The following is a 20,214-nucleotide window of genomic DNA, read 5'->3' as shown; positions in this document are numbered from 1 at the left end:
GGGACATTCGACTCAACAAACCTCGATCAGCCTCCCGGCGAGCCCTCGGGCGGATAGTCCAGGGTGTCGGTGATGCGTTTGCGCTGCGCCTCGTCCATGTCGGGAAACGGCAGCTCATGCGCGGCAGCCCATTCGCACACGCGCTGTTCGGCCGCCGTGCGCGCCTCGGCATCGAGGCCGCTGTCACGAGCCAGATACAGCGTCTGCGCTGGCAGCGCAAAGCCGGTGCCGGCCTGCTGGATCGCCTGCATCACGCGCAGCATGATGTCTTCCTGAATGGCCAGAAACTCCGTGTAAGAGGTCGTGCGAATGTATGCGCGCAGCTCCAGCGTCAGCGCCTGGTCGCGAAAGCCGAGAAAGCGAGCGCGGATCGGAAACTCCTCGGTGTGAATCGTCATCGGATGCGCGTGCAGCAGCTCGCGCAGGGTCGCGAGCAGATAGCGTAGCTGATCGGTGCTGGTCTCGTAGCGCAGCGGCAGGCGTTGCTGCAGTAAAAAGCGCTCGCAGGCACTGAGGTTGACGATGTTGCGCTCGGCCAGATCGGCGTTCGGAATGGTGATCAGCGAGCGATCGAACTGACGGATCTTGGTCGAGCGCAGGCCGATGGCCTCGACGGTGCCGACCGGATTCCAGCCCTGACCATGGCGCTCGTCGAAGCGGCACAGGTCGCCGACGCGGATCGGTCGGTCAGCGAACAGGTTCAGCGCGCCGATGAAGTTCTCCAGCGTCGGCCGGGCGGCGAGCGCGATCGCCAGGCCGCCGACCCCGGCGCCGGCGACCAGGCCATAGACCGGAATCCCGAGATCCTGGGCCGCCGCAAACACCAGTCCCAGCACCGTGAACAGCGCGAAGACCCGCGCGACCCAGCGGATCAGGCTGGCATCCGCGCGCTCGGTGTTGCGCCCTGGCGCGGCGATCAGCGCCTCGGGAATCCAGCGCGCGACCAGCAACACCAGCCAGATCAGGGCCAGCACCCGGGTCAGCTCGGCGAGGTAGTCGGGCCAGGCGATCACCAGGCCGGTGACCTGCACCTGGTCATCGAGGAAGCGGCGCAGCAGGGGCATCCAGAGCAGCAGCGTCAGTGGTGCGCTCAGGCGTCGCAGTAAGGTGCCGGGGCGAGCATCCCAAGCACGGCGGTGCGCCCAATTCAGCACCAGCCCGAGCAGGACCAGCGTCAGCCCCAGACTGACCACGAGGATGGCCCATTTCCACAGCACCTGGCCGGCGATGGGCTGCCGCGCCCAGTCGGGCAGGCGCTCGATTAGGTGCGGAGGTAGCATCCAGCCGGAGAAGCCGAGCGCCGTGGCGGTGAGGTCTCTGACGTTGTCGATGCGCGAGGAGCGCCGATAGGGCAGCCCCCGCGCCAGTTCAGCATAGCTGCGCGCGGAGGCGACCGTCTCCGGGCTGAACAGGAACTCGCCTGCGCGCGGACCTTCGTCGACGCGCGCGATGACGATAACGGTGTCCGGGAGGCGCCAGCGTGGGGGTTGGTCGGCGAGCGGACCCTCACTGGCGTAATCGGCCGCCTCTGGGATCACTTCGGCCTCGGGCAGATCGACGCGGGCGATGATCTCCCAGAGCCAGATGATGGTGGCGGTGGCGATCTCATGCTGCGCCGCGGGTGGCACGTTGCTCAGATCCATCAGTTGCTTGCCCTGCTCGACGGCGCGCAAGAAGGTCTGCTGGCGTTGTGCGCTGGGCGCTTCTCGATACGCTACATACTGCTCAGCGATCTGGTCGGTGAGCCGGCGAAAGCTGTCGAAGGTGGCGCGTGGCGAGGAGGTGTCGGGTGGGCTGAGCAGGCTAGTGCTAGTACTGGTGGCGAGCGCTGGAGTGGTGATGGCGATGGCGATGCAGAACAGCGCCGCGCACAGCATCCAGCATGGCGTCCAGATGGGTCGCGCTGCGAGAGATTCAGGCTGGCTCGGCATCCTGCGAAGAGCGGCCGGCTGATGCTGATTCATGCGCGCAGAGCGACGAGCGGCCTTGGGGTCATGCGGAACAGGCGGTTTTTCATTCCCGATCGATATAACGGCAGAACGATGACCGTGCCATTGATCAGCCAAACGAGGCGGCCGATGGTAAAGATCGCCGCGCCCCGCCAGCACAGTGATCGGCACTGGATGGCAAACAAGCGATAGCCTGCGCGAGCAGGTGTGGCTCATGAATTCGGTACGCGCTTTTTCAGCAATCCCTCCGGTGGTCTTGAATCCATGCCATGGTCCAATGCCTGGAGACGATAGAGGTTCTCGAGCGCCTGGCGTGGGCTGAGCTCATCAGGGTCTAGTCGGCGCAGTGCCTCTAGCGCCGGACTTGGTCTTGAGCTTGGGCTTGGGCTTGGATTTTGACCGGGACCGGAACCAGGATTCGGGTCCGGCTCGCGGATCATGGCAGGCTCTTGGGTATGGTTTGGCGTTTGCGCAGGCTCTCGCTTAGCCGACGCCGAGGAAACAGATGAAGATGCTGCCGAGACACTTGGTGCTGGTTGAGACGACGCTGGTTGAGCTGGCGCTGACGGCGGAGTTGGCGTCTTGGCCGGCGCTGGCTCGGGCGGAAACAACGACAACTGCCTGGCGCTCTGGTCGCGCTCGACCGATTGCTCCTCGAGCCGGCGCAGATGCTTCCGTGCGCGCGCGATCACCGCTGTTGGCACCCCGGCCAGCGCCGCGACCTGTAAGCCATAGCTCTGGCTGGCCGGCCCCTCGCGCAGGCTATGCAGGAAGACGATGCGCTCGCCGTGCTCGACCGCGTCCAGATGCACATTGCGCACGCTCGCATGGCGCTCCGGTAGCACGGTCAGCTCGAAGTAGTGGGTCGCGAAGAGGGTGAAGGCGCGCAGTTGATCGGCAATCGCCTCGGCACAGGCCCAGGCTAGCGAGAGGCCGTCGAAGGTGCTGGTGCCGCGACCGATCTCGTCCATCAGTACCAGGCTGTTGGCGGTAGCGTTATTGAGGATGTTGGCGGTCTCTTCCATCTCGACCATGAAGGTGGAGCGACCGCGCGCCAGATCATCAGCGGCGCCGATGCGCGAGAAGATGCGATCAATGGGGCCAAGCTCGGCGCTTTTTGCCGGCACAAAGCTGCCGGCATAGGCCATCACCACAATCAACGCGACCTGACGCATGAAGGTCGACTTGCCGCCCATGTTGGGGCCGGTAATCACCAGCATCCGTTCCTGGTTGCTCAGGTTCAGCCCATTCGGCACGAAGGGCTCGGCACGCACCTGCTCGACCACCGGGTGGCGACCCTCCTTGATCCGAATCCCCGGCGCGTCGTTGAGCTGTGGTCGGCTCCAATTGAACCGCTCGGCGCGCTCGGCCAGGTTGCAGAGCACGTCCAGCTCGGCAATGGCCGCAGCAGTGGCTTGTAATGGCGCTAGGCTTGCTTGCAACTGCTCGATCAAGGCTTCGTACAGCAGCTTCTCGCGCGCCAGTGAACGCTCACGCGCGCTCAGCACCTGCCCCTCGAAGCGCTTCAGTTCCGGGGTGATATAGCGCTCGCTGGTCTTTAAGGTCTGGCGGCGCTGATAGTCGTCGGGGACGCGCTCGGCATGGCTGCGGCCGAGCTCGATGTAGTAGCCATGCACCCGGTTGTAACCGACCTTGAGCGTGCTGATGCCGGTGCGGGCGCGCTCGCGCTGTTCGAGGTCAATCAGGAACTGGTCACCATGCTCAGCTAGATCGCGCAGCTCATCGAGCTCGTGATCATAGCCGCGCGCGATCACACCGCCGTCACGGATCAGCATCGGCGGCTGCTCGATCAGGGCGCGCTGTAACAGGCTGAGCAGCTCCGGATGCTCGCCCATCTCGGTAGCAAGCTGTCCAAGTCGCGCGCTCTCGGCCATGCCGAGATCCGCATGCAGCGCCGGCAGCCGCAAGAGGGCCTCACGCAGCGCCGCGAGATCACGCGGACGCGCAGAGCCGAGCGCAACCCGCGCGAGGATGCGCTCCAGATCGCCGATCGCAGCCAGCTCCTCGCGCAGTGCTTCGTCGGCATCTGAGAGCAGCAGTGCCTCGATCGCCTGATGGCGCTCCCCAACGGCTACCCGATCGCGCAGCGGGCGATTGATCCAGCGCCGCAGCAAGCGCGCGCCCATCGCGGTCGCGGTGCGATCCATGATGCCAGCCAAGGTATGCTGATCGCTTGCACCGCTGCCATGGGTGCCGCCGGAGACCGCGCTGAGGGAGCGCGTGAGCTCGAGGTTGCGACGGGTCGCAGCATCCAGGATCAGCGCCTCATCGCGGGTTTCGGTTCTGAGGCCGCGCAGATGGGGCAGGGCGACACGCTGGGTCTCTTTGACATATTGCAGCAGACAGCCCGCAGCACCGATCGCCAACCGCAGCCCGGCGCAGCCGAACCCGTTCAGGTCCTGGGTGCCGAATTGCTCGCACAGCAGCCGTTCGGCGCTATCGGCCTCGAACTGCCAGGGCGCACGGCGGGTGATGCCGGCAGTCAGGCCAGTTGCCAGGTGCTCGCCGAGTTGCTCGGGTAGTCGGCTGGTCTCGCTGATCAATAGCTCGGCCGGGCGTAGACGCTCAAGCTCTGCCGCCAAGGCTTCTTGACCCTCCAGCTCAAGCAGGGTGAAACGTCCGCTGGCCAGCTCCAGTACTGCGAGTCCCGTTCGCAAACCGGCGCCGGTCCTAGAGGTGGCTGCAGCTTCAGAGCCAGACTCAACAAGGGCACAGAGGAGATTCTCTTGCCGCTCCTCGAGCAGCGCCTCATCGGTCAAGGTACCAGGAGTGACAATGCGCACCACCTCGCGCTCGACGGGACCCTTGGTCTTGGCCGGATCACCCTTCTGCTCGCAGATCGCAACCGAGACCCCACGTCGGACCAGTCGCGCGAGATACCCCTCGGCGGCGTGATAGGGTACGCCGGCCATCGGGATCGGCTGCCCGGCGGACTGGCCGCGCTTGGTCAGGGTGATATCGAGCAGCCGCGCGGCGCGCTCGGCATCCTCGAAGAACAGCTCGTAGAAGTCCCCCATGCGATAGAACAGCAGCATGTCAGGATACTCGGCCTTGATGCGCAAATATTGCTGCATCATGGGGGTATGCTCTGCGAACTGCTCGGATCGCGTTATGTTCTGCTCACTCAATCTGCGATTTCCTGGGGTCGGTGTCTCAAGGTCTTGGAAGCTTGGGTTGATCGGACGGGCAAGGTAGTATGATTCAGTAGACTCCAATCGAAACCCAACCCACATCATGCTTTTTACTGAACAACAGCTCGAACATGAGCTGCCGGCTGCCTATGTCGACAGAGGTCGGCGCTATGTCGAAGACGGGCATGTGCTCAGTGTCGATCAACGTGCCGACAAAGGCGTGATCTCGGGACGGGTGCGAGGGTCTGGCACGCGGGTGTATCAGGTTGTGGTCCAGATCGATGCGCGCGTCGGATCAGGAAGCAACATCCGCGGTCACTGCTCCTGCCCGGTCGGTTTTAACTGCAAACATGTGGCGGCACTGCTGCTGGCCGCTGACGAAGCGATCGATGGGGGCCGTCAGGCGCCATCGCCGCGCCGACTCCAGCCCACACCACCTAGGCAAGTGCTACCAGCATCGGTCGCAAGCTGGCTCTTCGAGACCGAGCAGCTGGACATCGACGAAGATGATCAACAATGGCTGCTCTATCTGCTACGGCTGCAGACGCCCGCTCTTTCACACGCCAAGGTGATCCTGAGCGCCGCTAAGGTGCGCCGGCTCAAGTCCGGGGGCTATGGTAAACCAGCCCCATTCAATCTGCGCGCACAGTCGAAGGGACGTTTCATTCGAGCTGAGGATCGACGCATCATCGCGCTCTCCGCAGCGCAGCCTAGCGGTGGCGAGTTTGGCGCCGCGGTCCTCAGCGATGACCTGGGCATCGAACTGCTCGAGGCCGTGCTGCGATCTGGACGAGGCCACTGGCGGGACAAGGATGGGCCGCGCCTGATGCGAGGCAACCCGGTTGCAGGCGAGCTGAGTTGGTGCTGGCAAGAGGATTCGCAGCTCCACCTCCGCTTCAACACGGAACGCGAAGGATTGGTTCTGCTGCCGCTGCACCCACCCTGGTATCTGGACCCAGCCTCTGGCGAGTGCGGCCCCATCGAAACCCCACTCGGCGAGCGCGAGGCGACTGCGTTGGTGCGAGCGCCAGCGATTCCGCTGGCCAGCCTTGATGCCTTCGAGGAGCAGACACGCACGCGGTTCAAAGGGCTCAAGCTGCCGAGCCCGCCACACCCTAAGCATCGCCGGGTCAGCATCGATGCACCAACGCCCTCTCTGCGGCTTCTCAGCCGCGAGATTCCAGGGGTGTCAAGCTATTCGGCTTGGGCCTATGGTGCTGCGGCAGAGCCTCGGTGGGAAGACGAGGCTCGCCTTCGGCTGGATTATGCCGGGGCGATGATCGACCCGCGCGAAGCCGGTGATCATGTCTCCCATCTGAAGGACGGAGTGGTCATCGAATGCGATCGGCAACCGCAGGCCGAGCAAGCGGCGCTGAAGCGGTTGGAGATGCTTGGACTCGAGCAAAAGGTTGAGACCTCGGAGGGCGTCGGCGTGCCGTTCGGACCGCCCAGAGTTGAGGCCTGGCTGGCGTTTATGGATCGGGATCTACCGCTGCTCGAAGGCGAAGGCTGGCGGGTCGAGGTCGATCCGAGCTTCCGCTTTCGGGTGGGTCGTGTCGGCGACTGGGATCTGGATATCGAGGAGGGTGATGCTGGGCGCTGGCTTGATCTGAGCTTGGGCGTCGAAGTCGACGGCGAGCGCTTGGACTTGCTGCCGATCCTGCTGAATCTGATCCAAAATCCGAACGTGGATCTGTCGCTGGAGGCGCTCAATGCGCTTAATGATGAGACCCGATTCAGCCTCCGGCTCGAGGATGGCCGCTATATCTTCTTCCAAGCCGACCGCCTGAAGCCAATCCTCTCGACCCTGGTTGAGCTCTACGACCCCATGGCGCGTTTGCAGGGCGATGGTCGGATGCGACTCTCGCGCCTTCAGGCCACCGAGCTCGCCGAGTTGGAACAGCAGGCGCCCAACCTGAGCTGGCGTGGTGGCGAGCAGGCGCGAGAATGGGGTCGGCGCTTGCGCGAATTCGAGCGCATCGAACGCGTCGAGCCACCGGACGAGCTCAAGGCGGAGCTGCGTTCTTATCAGCAAGAGGGTCTGAACTGGCTTCAGTTCTTGCGCGATTTCGAGCTCGGCGGTGTGCTCGCGGATGACATGGGGTTGGGCAAGACCATCCAGGCCCTCGCGCATCTGTTGATCGAAAAGGCGGCTGGCCGTGCCGATCGCCCCAGCCTGGTCGTCGCGCCGACCAGTCTGATGTTCAACTGGAAGCGCGAGACCGAACGCTTTGCGCCATCGTTGCGGGTCGTGATCCTGCAAGGGCCGAAACGCCAAGCGCACTTTGACACGCTCGCCGAGCAGGACCTGGTGCTCACCACCTATGCCTTGCTGCCGCGCGACCTGGAAGTGATCAGCGCCCAGCCCTGGCATCTGCTGATCCTGGATGAGGCACAGGCGATCAAGAATCCGCGCAGCAAAGTGGCGCAAGCCGCCCGATCGCTCGAGGCGCGCCATCGGCTCTGTCTCACCGGGACCCCGCTGGAAAATCATCTCGGCGAGCTCTGGGCGCTGCTGGATTTTTTGATGCCCGATCTGCTCGGCGACGAGCGTGGCTTCCGGCGCCTGTTCCGCAATCCGATCGAGCGCCATGGCGACCAGGACCGAACCGAACGCCTGCGCCGTCGTGTCGCGCCCTTCCTGCTGCGTCGCACCAAGGAGCAGGTCGCCGCTGAGCTACCGCCAAAGACCGAGATCCTGCGCGAGATCCCTTTGGCCACGGATCAGCGCGATCTCTATGAGACGCTCCGTCTGGCGCTGCACGAGAAGGTGCGCGAGGAGATCAAGCGCAAGGGCTTGGCGCAGAGTGGCATCATCATCTTGGATGCCTTGCTCAAGCTGCGCCAATGCTGTTGTGATCCCCGCCTGGTCTCGCTGGAAAGCGCACGGCACGTCAAGGGCTCTGCGAAGCTGGACCTGCTGATAGAACTCCTCGCCGATCTGATGGAAGAAGGGCGACGCATCTTGCTGTTCTCGCAGTTCACCAGCATGCTCAGCCTGATCGAAGAAGCCCTGGATAAACGCCTCAAACAGAAGAAAGATCGCGACTACGTTAAGCTGACCGGACAGACCCGCGATCGGCAAACACCAGTAGACCGCTTCCAGGCTGGCGAGGTGCCTTTATTCCTGATCAGTCTGAAGGCTGGCGGTAGCGGACTGAATCTGACCGCGGCCGATACAGTGATCCACTACGATCCCTGGTGGAATCCTGCCGCCGAGCGGCAGGCAACAGACCGGGCACATCGGATCGGACAAGATAAGCCGGTCTTCGTCTACAAACTGCTCACCGAAGGCACGGTCGAACAACGCGTCGCTGAGCTCCAGGCGCGCAAGCAGGCCCTGGCTGATGCGATGCTGGAAGGCGGCGGCAGCGCGACCAAGTCACTCAGTCATGAGGATTTGGAACTGCTGTTCGCGCCATTGGATGCGGATTAAGGACATGGATTAAGACAGAGATCACCCGGAGCCAGTAATGATGACAGATGCCATGCAAAAAGGCCTGCTCCTCGGCCCAGGAGCCCCCGGGCAATGGGATGACGATCGGGTCTCCGGTCCCTGTGTGCTACGCCTTCCGGATGGGCGTTGGCGAATGTGGTATTACGGCCGCGACCATGGGTTCGATCCCGAAATCAATCTGCCAACGGGTCGCATCGGGCTCGCCGAGTCGGACGATGGCCTGCGCTGGACCCGAATCAACGGCCCAGCGACGCGCGGCGCTGTGTTCGAGGCCCATGCTGATCACAGCCGATTCGATTCGACTCACGTCGGCGTCAGCTGCGTCCGCTATGAGGACGGGCTGTACTGGATGTGGTACTTGGGCGGCGATCAGAGCCGGTTCCGGATGGGGCGCTTCGACGTCAAGGGTCTGCGTCTGCGGCCAGGCTGCGCGATCTCGCGCGATGGTCTGCACTGGCAGCGTCTTGACGGCCCCTATCAAGGCGCTCTGTTGGACTTCGGCGAGCCCAATGCCTTTGATGCCGCCAGCTTGGGCTGGCCGCAAGTGGTGCGGGTACGCCATGATCTTTGGCGACTCTACTACCACAGCCTGGACCCGGCGCGGATGGTCTTTGGTGTCGGCCTGGCGGACTCCGACGACGGGCTGCATTGGCGTAAACGCGGCGAGGTGCTCGGCCCCGGCGAGCCGGATGCCTTCGATGGCCTCGGCATCGGTACCCGGCAGGTGCTCTGGCACGATGGACGTTGGTTGATGGTCTACGAGGGGGTTGCCGGCAGTGGGCATTCGATCGGGCTGGCCGAGTCCGACGACGGCCTGCACTGGACCCGACGGCCAGGGTCGGAACCAGACGGGTCAATCTTCGCCCATGCCGAGAGCGGCTCCGGGGCCTGGGATGCGTTTGCGGTGGGCACGCCCTGCCTGGTGGCGATGGAAGATGGCTCTTGGCGACTCTATTATGTCGGCGTCAACGAAACCGGGCTCGGCCATGGCGATGAACTGGCCGCGCGCCATCGGATCGGGCTCGCGCTCAGTCAGGACTCTGACCTGACGCGCTGGCAGCGTTGGGATGGTTCCCAACGCTGAGCGCAGCGGCCTCGGCTGAGGCCTCCGCACTCGACTCAGGGTCAAACTCGAGTCGCGGGGTCTCCTTCGGGCCCTCCGTCGCAGATCTCCCGCGCGCCTTATCCTCGCGTTGCCGTTGCCGCTCGCGGAGGGCGACTAAGGCGTCTTCAAGTGATGGCGCCATCTCTACCTCGCCGCCTTGACTCAGGATCACCCGCTTCAGTTGGGGAATCTTCACGCCATGCGCCGCCTTCAGATATACCGGCTGCACATAGGTGATCACATCGTCGAGCAAAATCAGGATCAGCTTGCCGCGCTGGATCTCCGCACCGCCACGCCCCCAGAGCGTGAACTGTTCGGCAATCTTGGAATCCTGTTCGATCAGCGCGTCGATCTGCGATAGCCCGAGCACCAGCATGCCGGTAGGCAGACTGTAGACGATGATCCGACCATAGTTCTCCGCATCTGAACTCACCACCGCAAAGGCTCGCATGTTGTCGCGCCCCTTCGGATTCATCGGCGCCAGCAGAAGATGCTCGAAACGTGAGTGGTCGATCAGGTTGAGCGTGACGTAATAGGGAAACAGTGTCTTGACCTCATCGGCGCGCGAAATCCGCGGAAACATCCAGCGGTCTTCCTGTGCGTAAAAGACCGTCGGATCAGTCTGATGATATTTCGCATACACTTGCATCTGGGTCGTAAACAGATCCTGAGGGTAACGGATGTGCGCTTTCAACGCCTCTGGAAACTCATTCATGTCCTTAATCAAGCCGGGATACATCCGCTGGTAGGCGCGCGCGATCGGGTCATTCGGATCGGCAAGATAGTAGCTCATCTCCCCGGTATAGGCATCGACGACGATTTTCACGGAATTACGGATATAATTGAACTCCTTGGCGATCGGGCTTGCCATGCCATGATCGGGATGGGCGCCGACATTAGCATTTACCGGCTCGGCATAAGGATAGCGATCAGACAGGGTATAGGCGTCGATGATCCAGTAGAGATGTTCGGCTGTCACCACCAGGTAAGGATCGTTGTCGAGCTCTAGGAAAGGAGTAATAACGCGAATGGTGCTCGGCACATTGCGGCGGATGAGAATCTGGCTGTCCGATTGGATGGCAGTGGTAAAAAACAGCTTGTAATCGCGGTAATGAAGGGCAAAGATGGCGCGCCTGAACCAGCTATTGATCGGGATGGCGGTATCGGCGCGATAATCATCCTGAACCACCCCGGTCTCGCCTGGGTAGGAAATCTCTCCCAGGGCATTGGGAGCGATCACATCATAAAGATCCTGCATACCGTAATAGATCGCAGGTTCTTCGATCGTCAAGCCATAATCGGAACGCGGCGGCATATCCTTGAGGAACCACTCCATTGCTTCCTCGCCGAGCTGCGCGGCGGGTGTCATGACGGCACCGTAGCCGTGAGTGTATCGGAACCAACGATTGACCCAATTTTGTGAATCCTGAGGTAAATGATCGAAATCCAGTTCTCGCGCGGCGAGAAAGACCTGCTGATAACGGCCATCGATGGTATAGCGATCCGTATTCACCGAGAGGAAGCTATAATAGCTGCGAATCTCTTGCATCTCGCGATAGACATCGATCAACACGTCGCGATCCCAGACAGGAATATTGCGCAGCGCGACTGGATCGATGTCACTGGGATCAGTGTGCTCGACATTGCCATCATCGATTGGGATCACATAAGGTCGCGTCTCAACCTCGTTCAGATCAAACGAATCTAGAGTGGCGGCGATATTACGCGCGATATAAAGCTGTTGTCGGGCCAACTCATCTGGCTCCACCAGGTAGTCCTGAATCGTATTGGGAATGGCTTCCCAGTACCGCAGGCCCAGGGTTGCGGCTAGCAGTATCGAGAAGACCAACACAATCGATAACCCGCGTTTTTTATTGAGATACCAAATGCTGCTAGCACCAAGCGCAAGCAACACGAGCATCGCTGCCCAGATCAGCGGCAGTACGATGTTCATTTCCGTATAGCCAGGGCCAAAAAATAGCGGTGTATGGCTATCGCCATAAAGCAACATGTAACGTTGGAATACTAATTCTGCGATACCGACGCAAAACATCAGCGCGACGATCACACTGAGGTGCCTTCTGGCGCCCAGCGCAATATTCATATTGCGCTTTTTCAACTCCTGGTACTGCAGGTAATAGATTAGGCCGAGTATGACCAGCAAGACGGCAAGCGCAAAAAAGACTTCGAGTAAAATATGACGAAATAGTGGCAATGCGAAAAGATAAAAGCTGATATCCTGGCCATAGAATGGATCAGTGATGCCGGCGCTCGGCGCGAAGATGAATAACAGCGTCTCTTCCCATTGTGAATATAATGGATAGGCGAGGACTGCCGCTAGTACCAGAGCGACCAGAATCGTTAACTTGCGCAGGCCAAAGATGAGCCAGTCGAACTGAATGAAACGACTGCGCTGCGAGTCCTTTGCCGATGTCAGAATCAGTGCATTCTGTACTGCAGACCGCTTCTTTTTGCGCCGAAGCCGCAACAGAAATTTAGCTGGAACCAATCGCTTGATCAGCATGTCGCGGGTTGCAATTCGAAAATTATAATAAAAGAAGAAGAAGAAAATCGTGGTAAAGACAGCAAAAACAACATAGCTATATAGCAATCGCTGCCAAAAATAAAATCCCAAACCGAGCGATTGATACCACCAAATATCAACAATCACGTCGGCATAGAAAAAGACAATGACCGGCAAAGCGATCATTAGCAATAACAGAATGGTGGCGAGTGAGATCAAACTGATTCGACGCCAGAGACGTTTGGTCGCCATAATGTCACCTTGCCAAAAAAGCGGAAATAGACGAAACACCAAAGGTATGATTGTAACATTCTCTACAACCACCTGGCGCTTGCCCAGGCAATCGGAGCAAGTGGCCTCGGGTTTGATGAGGTACAGGCGCTCGAGCGCGCGTAATCTCAGACTGTTACGCATCAACGCCTAATCGGGCCGGGGTGTAACTTAGGCTGGTGAAATGAGCCATTTTCGCGGTCTTCCGCGTTTCTGGCTTTTGGATGTCAAGCACCCTGAAGAAGCGGCTGGAGCCGAGGGTCTGGACTTGGTAGAAGATCGGTTCTGTCGATGGTGTCCTGACCGATCGGCTGCTGCTGACGCATTGCCTGGATCAGGATTGTTCGTACGCCGGCAGACCCCGGTTGGCACCGGCCTGCTCCGCCCCGTCCAAACGCAGATCGCCACGTTGCGGCGCCCGCAGCGCCAGCGTCAGCACTGCAGCGGCCAGACAAAGGAGACCAGCGGCAAGGAAGGCGGTGTCGTAATTGCCGAGCTGGAACACCCGGGTGGTCAGTGTTCCGGTCGCATCCAGCGCCTGATAGCTGATGCCCTCGGTGGTCTCCAGCAGCACCGCGGCCAGGAACGGGCCGAGCAGGCCGCCGCTGCCGTAGGCGGTGAACAGCAGGCCATAGTTCACACCGATGTGGCGGGTGCCATAGTAGTCGGCCGTGATCGCCGGGTAGAGTGCGAGATAGCCGCCAAAGCAGAGGGCGACCAACGAGACCCCGAGCAGGTACAGGGGGTAGAGGCGCATCCAGTCAAGCGCGAACAGGACCAAGGCGCAGAGCACGAACATGATGATCAAGGTCTGCTTGCGGCCGAGGCTGTCTGACACCCGGCCCCAGAGGATGCGCCCAGCAGCATTAAACAGCGCGAGCACCCCTACCGCCATCGCCGCGGCCGAGGCAATGGTCGCGAAGCGCTCGTAGGAGACTGGGACCTCGACGGCCGCTGACAGACTGAAGGCCTCCCAGATCGGTGCGGCCTTCATGATCACCATCAGTCCAGCCGTGCTGCCGGACAGATAGGTGATCCAGAGCAGCCAGAAGGTCGGGGTGCGCAGCATCTCGGCCGGGGTGTAACTGGCCTGCGTCGAGGGGTGATTCGCCGTGGCTGCCGGTGGTGTCCAGCCGGCGGGACAATAGCCTTCAGGTGGGTTGCGCAGCAGCTGGGAGCCGAGCACCACGGTGGTTAGGAAGATGGCACCGAGCACCATGAAGGTGTCAAAGACGCCGGCCTGCGGCAGCGGCAAGAGCCCGATTCCGAACAGCTCATAGTCGCCACCACCGATCAGCGCCCGCGCCAAGGGCGCGAAGAAGAAGGCGCCGGCGCCAAAGCCCGCCACGGCAAGGCCGGTGATCAGCCCGCGCTTGTCCGGGAACCATTTTACGCAGGTCGCGACCGGGCAGACATAAGCCATGCCGATGCCGAGACCGCCAATCACGGCATAGGTGCCCACCAGCCAGGCCAAAGCCTGTCCTTCAGAGAAGTGGTCCGTCAGTCCAGCAAGCATGAGCCCAAGGCCCAGGATCAGGCCACCCAGGCTGCCGACCAGCCGAGGTCCGAGCCGGTCCTGAATACGTCCGCCCAGAATCACGGCGACGGCGAAGACCGCGATCACGAGTTGGGCCGGCAGAGTGACCTGGGTCTCGGACCAATCTGGGAATTGGGCCAATAGTGGTGTCTGGAAGACGCTCCAGATATAGACGGCGCCCAGACTCATCTGAATGATCAGTGCCCCGGCGACGACGCCCCAGCGTTTGTCGTCGTGTTTGTTCGTCATACGGTGGTTCCTTATAGTGAACAGACCGCGCGCGGCAGTCTACTGCGCTTGAAGTGTCTCGCCGCTGGGTGCGGGATAGGGCACCAGGAGCTCGTAATCGACCAGCGCCCAAAGCCGATGCCCGTGACGGCAGACGAGGCGGCCTGGTGTCGATTGGTGCTCGGACTCGGGCTCGGACTCGGACGACAACTGGGACTCCGGCTCAGCTGCTGGCTTCAGCATGGGTGCGGGCCTCAATTTGGCGTCGGCCCCGGACGTCCTCTGCGGACGCACGATCACATGCCGCGCCTTATGATCCAGCACATCCCAGCCGTGATCGCGCAATGTTTGGCGTGCCTCTTGACAGAGCGTGCGCAGCTCGGTGTCGGTGAGCGAGCCCTGCTGGCAGGCCGTCTCGGCATCAATGCCATCGATCCAGCGATAGATCAGCACATACATCCGCTCCCAGTCGTAAGCGACCCTGGAGCCCTCGGGCTGCTCGGCCTGGTCCTCGGCGAGCACGCGGTCGTACCACCAGCGGCGGTGGTCGATGCGGCCGAGCTGCCAGTCGAGGTAGCGGGTGGCTGGCGAGTAGATCGCCAGCGGCGCCTTGGTCGGGATGCGCATCCCGGCACGGGTGCGCAGGCGCTCCAGATTGGCAAATTCCTCGAACGGCGACAGGAACTCGCTCACCGCGATCCGATCGCGCTCGGCCCAGCCCATGGGCTCGCTCGGCGGGATTGAGATCAGCGCCTCTTGCGCGAAGCGACTGAACTTCACCACCAACGCAAAGTCTGAGCGCGCCGGATGCGCCACCGGCACCCGATAGACGGCGCCGGTCGCTCCAGCGAGGTGGCGACCGACCTTGCGCAGCCGATCGCCGACGAACCACTGCGAGGGGACGATGGATTCCAGGACCGGCCAGCCATGCCGGGTGACAAAGAGGTCGCCCGACTGCTTGCCGCGCAGCTGCAGGTAGTCGACCCCGAGGACATGACGCCTCAGGATCGGCGGTGCGGCATCGAAGGAGCGCGGCTGGTGCCGGTGTCGCCTGAAGTCGAACTGCTCCAAGCTCGCGTCCTTTAATCTTCGTCTGGCTCGAGGAAGGGCAGATCAAGCAGTTCCTGATACTCGGCTTGGCTGCCGCCATCGAGGCAGCATTGGATGATCCGTTGTCCGGTTGGCAGTAGATCGGAGCCGAGGAATGCCTTCAGCTCGCGGTGGAAGAACTCGGTGAGGATCGCGGCCCCCTTGTCGTAGGCCGCCGGGCCGACCTCGGGCTGGTGCTCGACCTCGAAGAACCAGTTTCCGATGGTGCTGCCCTCCATCATGATGCTGCCGGGGGTGTAGCCCAGCAATGAACAGCGTGAGGGTCGCATGCGGTTGGCGGCAAAACGGGCACCGCCGCGACGCGCGAAATACTCACGCGCGATCCACTGCGGCATGAAGCCAACCTCCCAGATGCCGATGTGCTGGTTCGGGATCAGCACATAACGGACCTCGGGCGTCTCGATGATCTGGTTCAACAGCAGGTTGGCATGATCCACCATGCGCCCGGTGGCAAAGGGCCAGTACGATCCAACGCCCTCGGAGGTCATGCCTGCGGTCTCGACGATGCTCGGGTTGGCGTGGCCACGCGGTGCCACCAGCCGCCAGAGCCAGGCGAGCGCGGGCGGTAGCAGATGGAACAGTCCGACGATGCCATAGGTGGGCCGCTCGGCGCTGCAAGGCGGCGTGCGCACGCCCATGCTGCGCACGTCCACATCGACAGCACCGCGCACCACGTCGGGGATGATCTTGCGTGGGATGACCACGCGCGGATTCGGGCAGGGCTCCCCCGGGGCGTCTTCGATGTGCTCCCAGATCAGGGTTGTTGCACCAGGACGACCCTCGATGTTGAGGAACAGCAGCGGCTCCGGCGGATGCACGGTGAGCGCCTCGATGTGCGGATCGGTGCCATAGCGGTCGATGTGGTTACAGCGCACGAACCAAGCCTCTTCGGCATCGATCAGGGTCAGCTTGCCGTTGCCCTTCTCCAGCGACGGATGGCAGAGCGCCATGTCGTCGGTCACCGGGCGCAGGTCGCAACCCTTGGGCAGGGTAAATTTGCGTTTCTCGCCGGTCTCGAGATTACGGCCGATCAAAAGGGTCCCATCAGGCCGGCGATGGGCGTACTCGAGCATCTCGCTCTTGCCGCCGCCGCTCGCTCCCTCGTGGGAGATGACGACCTTGTTCTCGTAGGGCGTGACCACCTGCACCGTCGCGCAGTGCATAGTGACCCAGCGCTCCTCCTCGCCGATGTTGAGCAACACCCCGTAGACGCCCTTCTTGGCGCTCGGGCCGGGGTAAAGGTTGTAGCTGAACACCTCATGCAGACTGTCGCGGCGGTTGTGGACCACGACCTGACGGCCTTCAAAATGGGTATGCCGAAACGGCGGTGCGACATAGATCACGGCCTTGGGCTGGAAGTCGTCCGGTAGGTCCTCGACCGGAACGATGCCTTGCAGCAAGGCGAGTCCCAGCGCAAAGAAACCCGCATTGTCCGGGGCGATCACCAGCGCCTGGGTTGCCTGGCTCGGCAGTCCGGCATAGAAGGCGAAGACGGCGAGTGGCTGCGACTTCAGCCACTCGAAGGTCTCCTCGCGGACGGGGTCGAAGGAGGCCCCAAAGCGCTCGACATAAGTCTGCTTATCGGTTGGGCGATCATCGCCGATGACCATGCAATCCGGGTCGCGCCGACGCATGTAGGGTTCGATGTAGTTGGCTGAGATGCCGTTACGGGTGCGGCAGACATTGGCCTCGACCACAGGGCCGACTCCAGGCACCTGGTAATCGACCTCGTGGATGCCATCATCGCCGGCATCGCGGACGGCGAGGGCCATGAGCTCCTCGTGAGAGCCGGCCACGGTGACAGTCGGCGCGGCGGCCAGCAGCGAGCGAGTCTCCGGCGGTAGCGGCAGATCGAGGAGACGGCGTGCCTGGGGGCTCATCGATGCAGCCCAGTTCGGATGCGGAGGAGGGAGGTCGGATGGGGACATAACTTGGCCTCAATACTGACGTAGGCACGGAAGCTCGCCTCCCCGAAAGCCCGGCGTTGGCTGGGCTGCCGTGGAACGGCGGTCCCGGTCACGTCTCTGGCGGTTGGCGTAGGTTGATCATATCGAGAGTCATCTCTGGCTGATTCGCTAACCACTTCGAAAAATCCGAATTTTAGTTCGTATTTTTCGATGAATGATGGCCCCTGCTGTCCGACATCGGCGGCTCGACCATGCTTCTGAGCGATGCTGGCTCGGTGACCATAAGGAGCGTATCTATGCCGAGGTCGACGACGTTGATTCCCTCGGGTATCCCCGGTCTGGACGATGTCCTGCAAGGCGGCCTGCGTCCTGCGTCCTGGCCACCTGTATTTTATCGAGGGCAATCCAGGCACCGGCAAGACCACCACAGATCTGGAGCACTACCCGATCGCGGGTCACAAGCCCTGTGACCACTGACTGATCCTTTACCTGAACCCGCCAGAGGGGCCAATCATGAGCGAAGAGACGGACCTAACGAGCGACTGGCCCACCGGCTTCATGCTGATCCAGGGCAACCGGCTCGAATCCCTGCGCGGACTGCTCAGCGCCTGGCTCAGCCGGCATCCGCTACATCCTTTGGAGAACGAGGTCATCCTGGTGCAGAGCAACGGCATCGGCCAATGGCTGAAGCTCGCGCTCGCCGCCCCGCGCGCTGAGGACCTCGACGGCGACGAGCCCAGCCGTCAAGGTCGGATCGCGACAGCGGACGCCCTCAGCGGCGGCTGCGGCATCGCCGCCGCCCTCGACCTGATGCTCCCGGCGCGCTTCCTCTGGCAGGCCTATCGTGCCGTGCTCGGCGATCTCCCTGAGATCTCCGCTTACGACAAGGCACCGCTCGTCTGGCGCTTGTATCGGCTGCTCGGCGATCTCGATGCCCTCGCCACCCACACCGAGGAGCGCACCTGGCTCAACCCTTTGCGCGGTTTCCTCGACAGTGATGGCGACGCCCGCCGCCGCCAGCAATTGGCCGCGCGCCTGTCCGACCTCTACGACCAATACCAGGTCTACCGCGCCGACTGGCTGAGCGCCTGGGAGCAGGGCGAGGATGTGCTGATCCGCCCCAATGGCACCCAGATCCCATTGCCTGAGGAACACCGCTGGCAGCCCTTGCTCTGGCGCCGACTGCGCCAGGATCTGGCCAAGCACCACCAGGACAGCACCGCGCCCGCGCCCGCCGCCGAGGCCAGCCGTGCCCAGATCCACCAGCGCTTCCTCGCCCAGGCCAAGACCCTGACCTGGGCCACCCGACCCAGTGACCTGCCACGCCGGGTCATCGTCTTCGGCATCTCCTCGCTGCCGCGCCAAGCCATCGAAGTGCTCGAGGCCCTCGCGCCCGTCGCCCAGGTCATGCTGTTCGTGCACAACCCGAGCCAGCACTACTGGGGCGATCTGGTGGAAGGCCGTGAGCTGTTTCGCGACCTGTTTCGGCCTTACCAGCGCACCGCCATGCGCAAGGTGCCCGAGCACCTGCAGGACGCCGAGCTGCATCTGCACGGCCACCCGCTGCTCGCTGCCTGGGGCAAGCAGGGCCGTGACTACATCCGCCTGCTTGACGAACACGACGATCGCAGCGTCTACGAGGCCCACTTCGCCGAGCAGAATCTCAAGATCGATCTCTTCGAGTCGCCGATCGACGCTAGCAATCCGAACAACGCCACGCTGCTGCAACAGCTGCAAGACGACATCCTCGAACTGCGCCCGCTGCACGAGCGTCGGGAACTCGGCACCGCGATCGACCCACGCCACGACCGCAGCCTCAGCTTCCTCATCGCCCATGGCCCGCAGCGTGAGGTCGAGATCCTCCACGACCAACTGCTCGACGCCTTCGCCAGCGCCAAACGCGCCGGCACGCCGCTGCAGCCGCGCGACATCCTGGTGATGGTGCCCGATGTCAGCGTCTATGCCCCGCACATCGAGGCCGTCTTCGGTCGCCTCGAGCGCGATGATCCGCGCCGCATCCCGTTTCAGATCACCGACCAGTCGGAACGTCAGCGCGACCCGCTGCTGATCGGTATCGACAGCCTGCTCAACCTGCCACAAGCCCGCTTTGCCGTCAGTGACCTGCTCGACCTGCTCGAGATCCCTGCGCTGCGCGCCCGCTTCGGCCTCGCCGAGGCCGACCTGCCACGCCTGCGCCAGTGGATCGAGGGCGCCAAAATCCGCTGGGGCCTCGATGCCGAGCAACGCGCCGGCCTCGATCTGCCCGACGGCCTGGAGCAGAACAGTTGGCGCTTCGGTCTCAAGCGCATGCTGCTCGGCTTCGCCACCGGCGGCAGCGAGGCCTGGCAGGGGATCGAACCCTTCGACGAGATCGGCGGTCTGGAGGCGGCCCTGATCGGCCCCCTGGCGCAGCTGCTCGAGGCCCTCGGCGAGAGCTGGAGCCTGCTGCAACCACCGCGCACCCCCACGGATTGGAGCGCCTTGCTCGCCGAGCGCATCGATGCACTGTTCCTCGCCTGCAGCGAGGCCGACGAGCGCGCGCTCGCGCTCTGGCGCAACGCCCTCGAGCAGTGGCTGCTCGACTGTACCGACGGCGGTGTTGAGAACGAACCGCTACCGCTCGAGGTGGTGCGCGACAGCCTGCTACCCAGCCTCGACACCCCGACCCTCAGCCAGCGCTTCCTCGCCGGTGCGGTCAACGTCGCCACCCTGATGCCGATGCGCGCGATCCCGTTCCGGCAGATCTGGCTGCTCGGTATGAACGATGGCGACTACCCGCGCAGCCGCCGCCCGGCCGACTTCGACCTAATGGCGAACGACGATCGCCCCGGCGATCGCTCGCGGCGTGAGGATGACCGTTACCTGTTCCTCGAAGCCCTGCTCGCCGCGCGCGAACGCCTGGTGATCAGCTGGGTCGGGCGCAGCCTGCGCGATGACTCCGAGCGCCCGCCCTCGGTGCTGGTCGGGCAGTTGCG

At 62.7% G+C, this 20,214-nt stretch carries 10 protein-coding genes; 3 read left to right on the top strand and 7 right to left on the bottom strand.

Going from position 1 to position 20,214, the window contains the following annotated elements; genetic code table 11:
- Window positions 1–26: 26 nt before the first annotated feature.
- The 3 genes from VBE63_RS02700 to mutS all read right to left on the bottom strand — a co-directional run bounded on the left by VBE63_RS02700 (window position 27) and on the right by mutS (window position 5,047).
- Entirely contained in the window at window positions 27–1,877 is a 1,851-nt protein-coding gene (locus VBE63_RS02700; protein WP_323681453.1) for a mechanosensitive ion channel family protein, read from the bottom strand.
- Between the two features lie 83 nt (window positions 1,878–1,960).
- Entirely contained in the window at window positions 1,961–2,134 is a 174-nt protein-coding gene (locus VBE63_RS02695; protein WP_323681452.1) for a hypothetical protein, read from the bottom strand.
- A gap of 27 nt (window positions 2,135–2,161) precedes the next feature.
- On the bottom strand, window positions 2,162–5,047 hold the full coding sequence (gene mutS / locus VBE63_RS02690; protein ID WP_323681451.1) for a DNA mismatch repair protein MutS: 2,886 nt from the start codon (window positions 5,045–5,047) through the stop codon (window positions 2,162–2,164).
- 157 nt (window positions 5,048–5,204) lie between these two features.
- Here mutS and VBE63_RS02685 point away from each other — a divergent pair, with 157 nt between their 5' ends.
- Together VBE63_RS02685 and VBE63_RS02680 are read left to right on the top strand one after the other, a co-directional pair.
- Window positions 5,205–8,537, top strand: a complete 3,333-nt coding sequence (locus tag VBE63_RS02685) for a DEAD/DEAH box helicase (protein WP_323681450.1) — start codon at window positions 5,205–5,207, stop codon at window positions 8,535–8,537.
- A gap of 37 nt (window positions 8,538–8,574) precedes the next feature.
- Entirely contained in the window at window positions 8,575–9,642 is a 1,068-nt protein-coding gene (locus VBE63_RS02680; RefSeq protein ID WP_323681449.1) for a glycosyl hydrolase, read from the top strand.
- Here the strand turns inward: VBE63_RS02680 and VBE63_RS02675 are convergent.
- From VBE63_RS02675 to VBE63_RS02660, 4 genes are all read right to left on the bottom strand, one after another.
- Window positions 9,587–12,601: a UPF0182 family protein gene (locus VBE63_RS02675; RefSeq protein ID WP_323681448.1), complete on the bottom strand. Its 3,015-nt coding sequence runs from the start codon at window positions 12,599–12,601 to the stop codon at window positions 9,587–9,589. The genes VBE63_RS02680 and VBE63_RS02675 overlap by 56 nt on opposite strands.
- Before the next feature lie 190 nt (window positions 12,602–12,791).
- Window positions 12,792–14,243, bottom strand: coding sequence for an OFA family MFS transporter (locus VBE63_RS02670; protein WP_323681447.1), 1,452 nt, complete (start codon window positions 14,241–14,243; stop codon window positions 12,792–12,794).
- A 39-nt stretch (window positions 14,244–14,282) separates the two neighbouring features.
- Window positions 14,283–15,293, bottom strand: a complete 1,011-nt coding sequence (locus tag VBE63_RS02665) for a hypothetical protein (RefSeq protein WP_323681446.1) — start codon at window positions 15,291–15,293, stop codon at window positions 14,283–14,285.
- A gap of 11 nt (window positions 15,294–15,304) precedes the next feature.
- Complete coding sequence (locus VBE63_RS02660; protein WP_323681445.1) at window positions 15,305–17,260, bottom strand: DUF4914 family protein; 1,956 nt, start codon at window positions 17,258–17,260, stop codon at window positions 15,305–15,307.
- Window positions 17,261–17,752: 492 nt separating this feature from the next.
- Here VBE63_RS02660 and recC point away from each other — a divergent pair.
- On the top strand, window positions 17,753–20,214 hold a 2,462-nt coding region (gene recC, locus VBE63_RS02655), incomplete at its 3' end, for an exodeoxyribonuclease V subunit gamma (RefSeq protein WP_323681444.1).

It is taken from the genome of Lamprobacter sp. (genome assembly GCF_034860625.1).
In the GTDB taxonomy this organism is placed as follows: Bacteria; Pseudomonadota; Gammaproteobacteria; order Chromatiales; family Chromatiaceae; genus Lamprobacter.
Note: the sequence above shows the minus strand (reverse complement) of the source record. Positions and strands in the feature narration are given on the sequence as shown.

Coding starts and splice junctions, on each gene's coding strand:
- VBE63_RS02700 (WP_323681453.1), bottom strand. CDS start 1,877: ATGCTGTGCGCGGCGCTGTTCTGCATCGCCATCGCCATCACCACTCCA.
- mutS (WP_323681451.1), bottom strand. CDS start 5,047: ATGATGCAGCAATATTTGCGCATCAAGGCCGAGTATCCTGACATGCTG.
- VBE63_RS02685 (WP_323681450.1), top strand. CDS start 5,205: ATGCTTTTTACTGAACAACAGCTCGAACATGAGCTGCCGGCTGCCTAT.
- VBE63_RS02680 (WP_323681449.1), top strand. CDS start 8,575: ATGATGACAGATGCCATGCAAAAAGGCCTGCTCCTCGGCCCAGGAGCC.
- VBE63_RS02675 (WP_323681448.1), bottom strand. CDS start 12,601: ATGCGTAACAGTCTGAGATTACGCGCGCTCGAGCGCCTGTACCTCATC.
- VBE63_RS02670 (WP_323681447.1), bottom strand. CDS start 14,243: ATGACGAACAAACACGACGACAAACGCTGGGGCGTCGTCGCCGGGGCA.
- VBE63_RS02660 (WP_323681445.1), bottom strand. CDS start 17,260: ATGTCCCCATCCGACCTCCCTCCTCCGCATCCGAACTGGGCTGCATCG.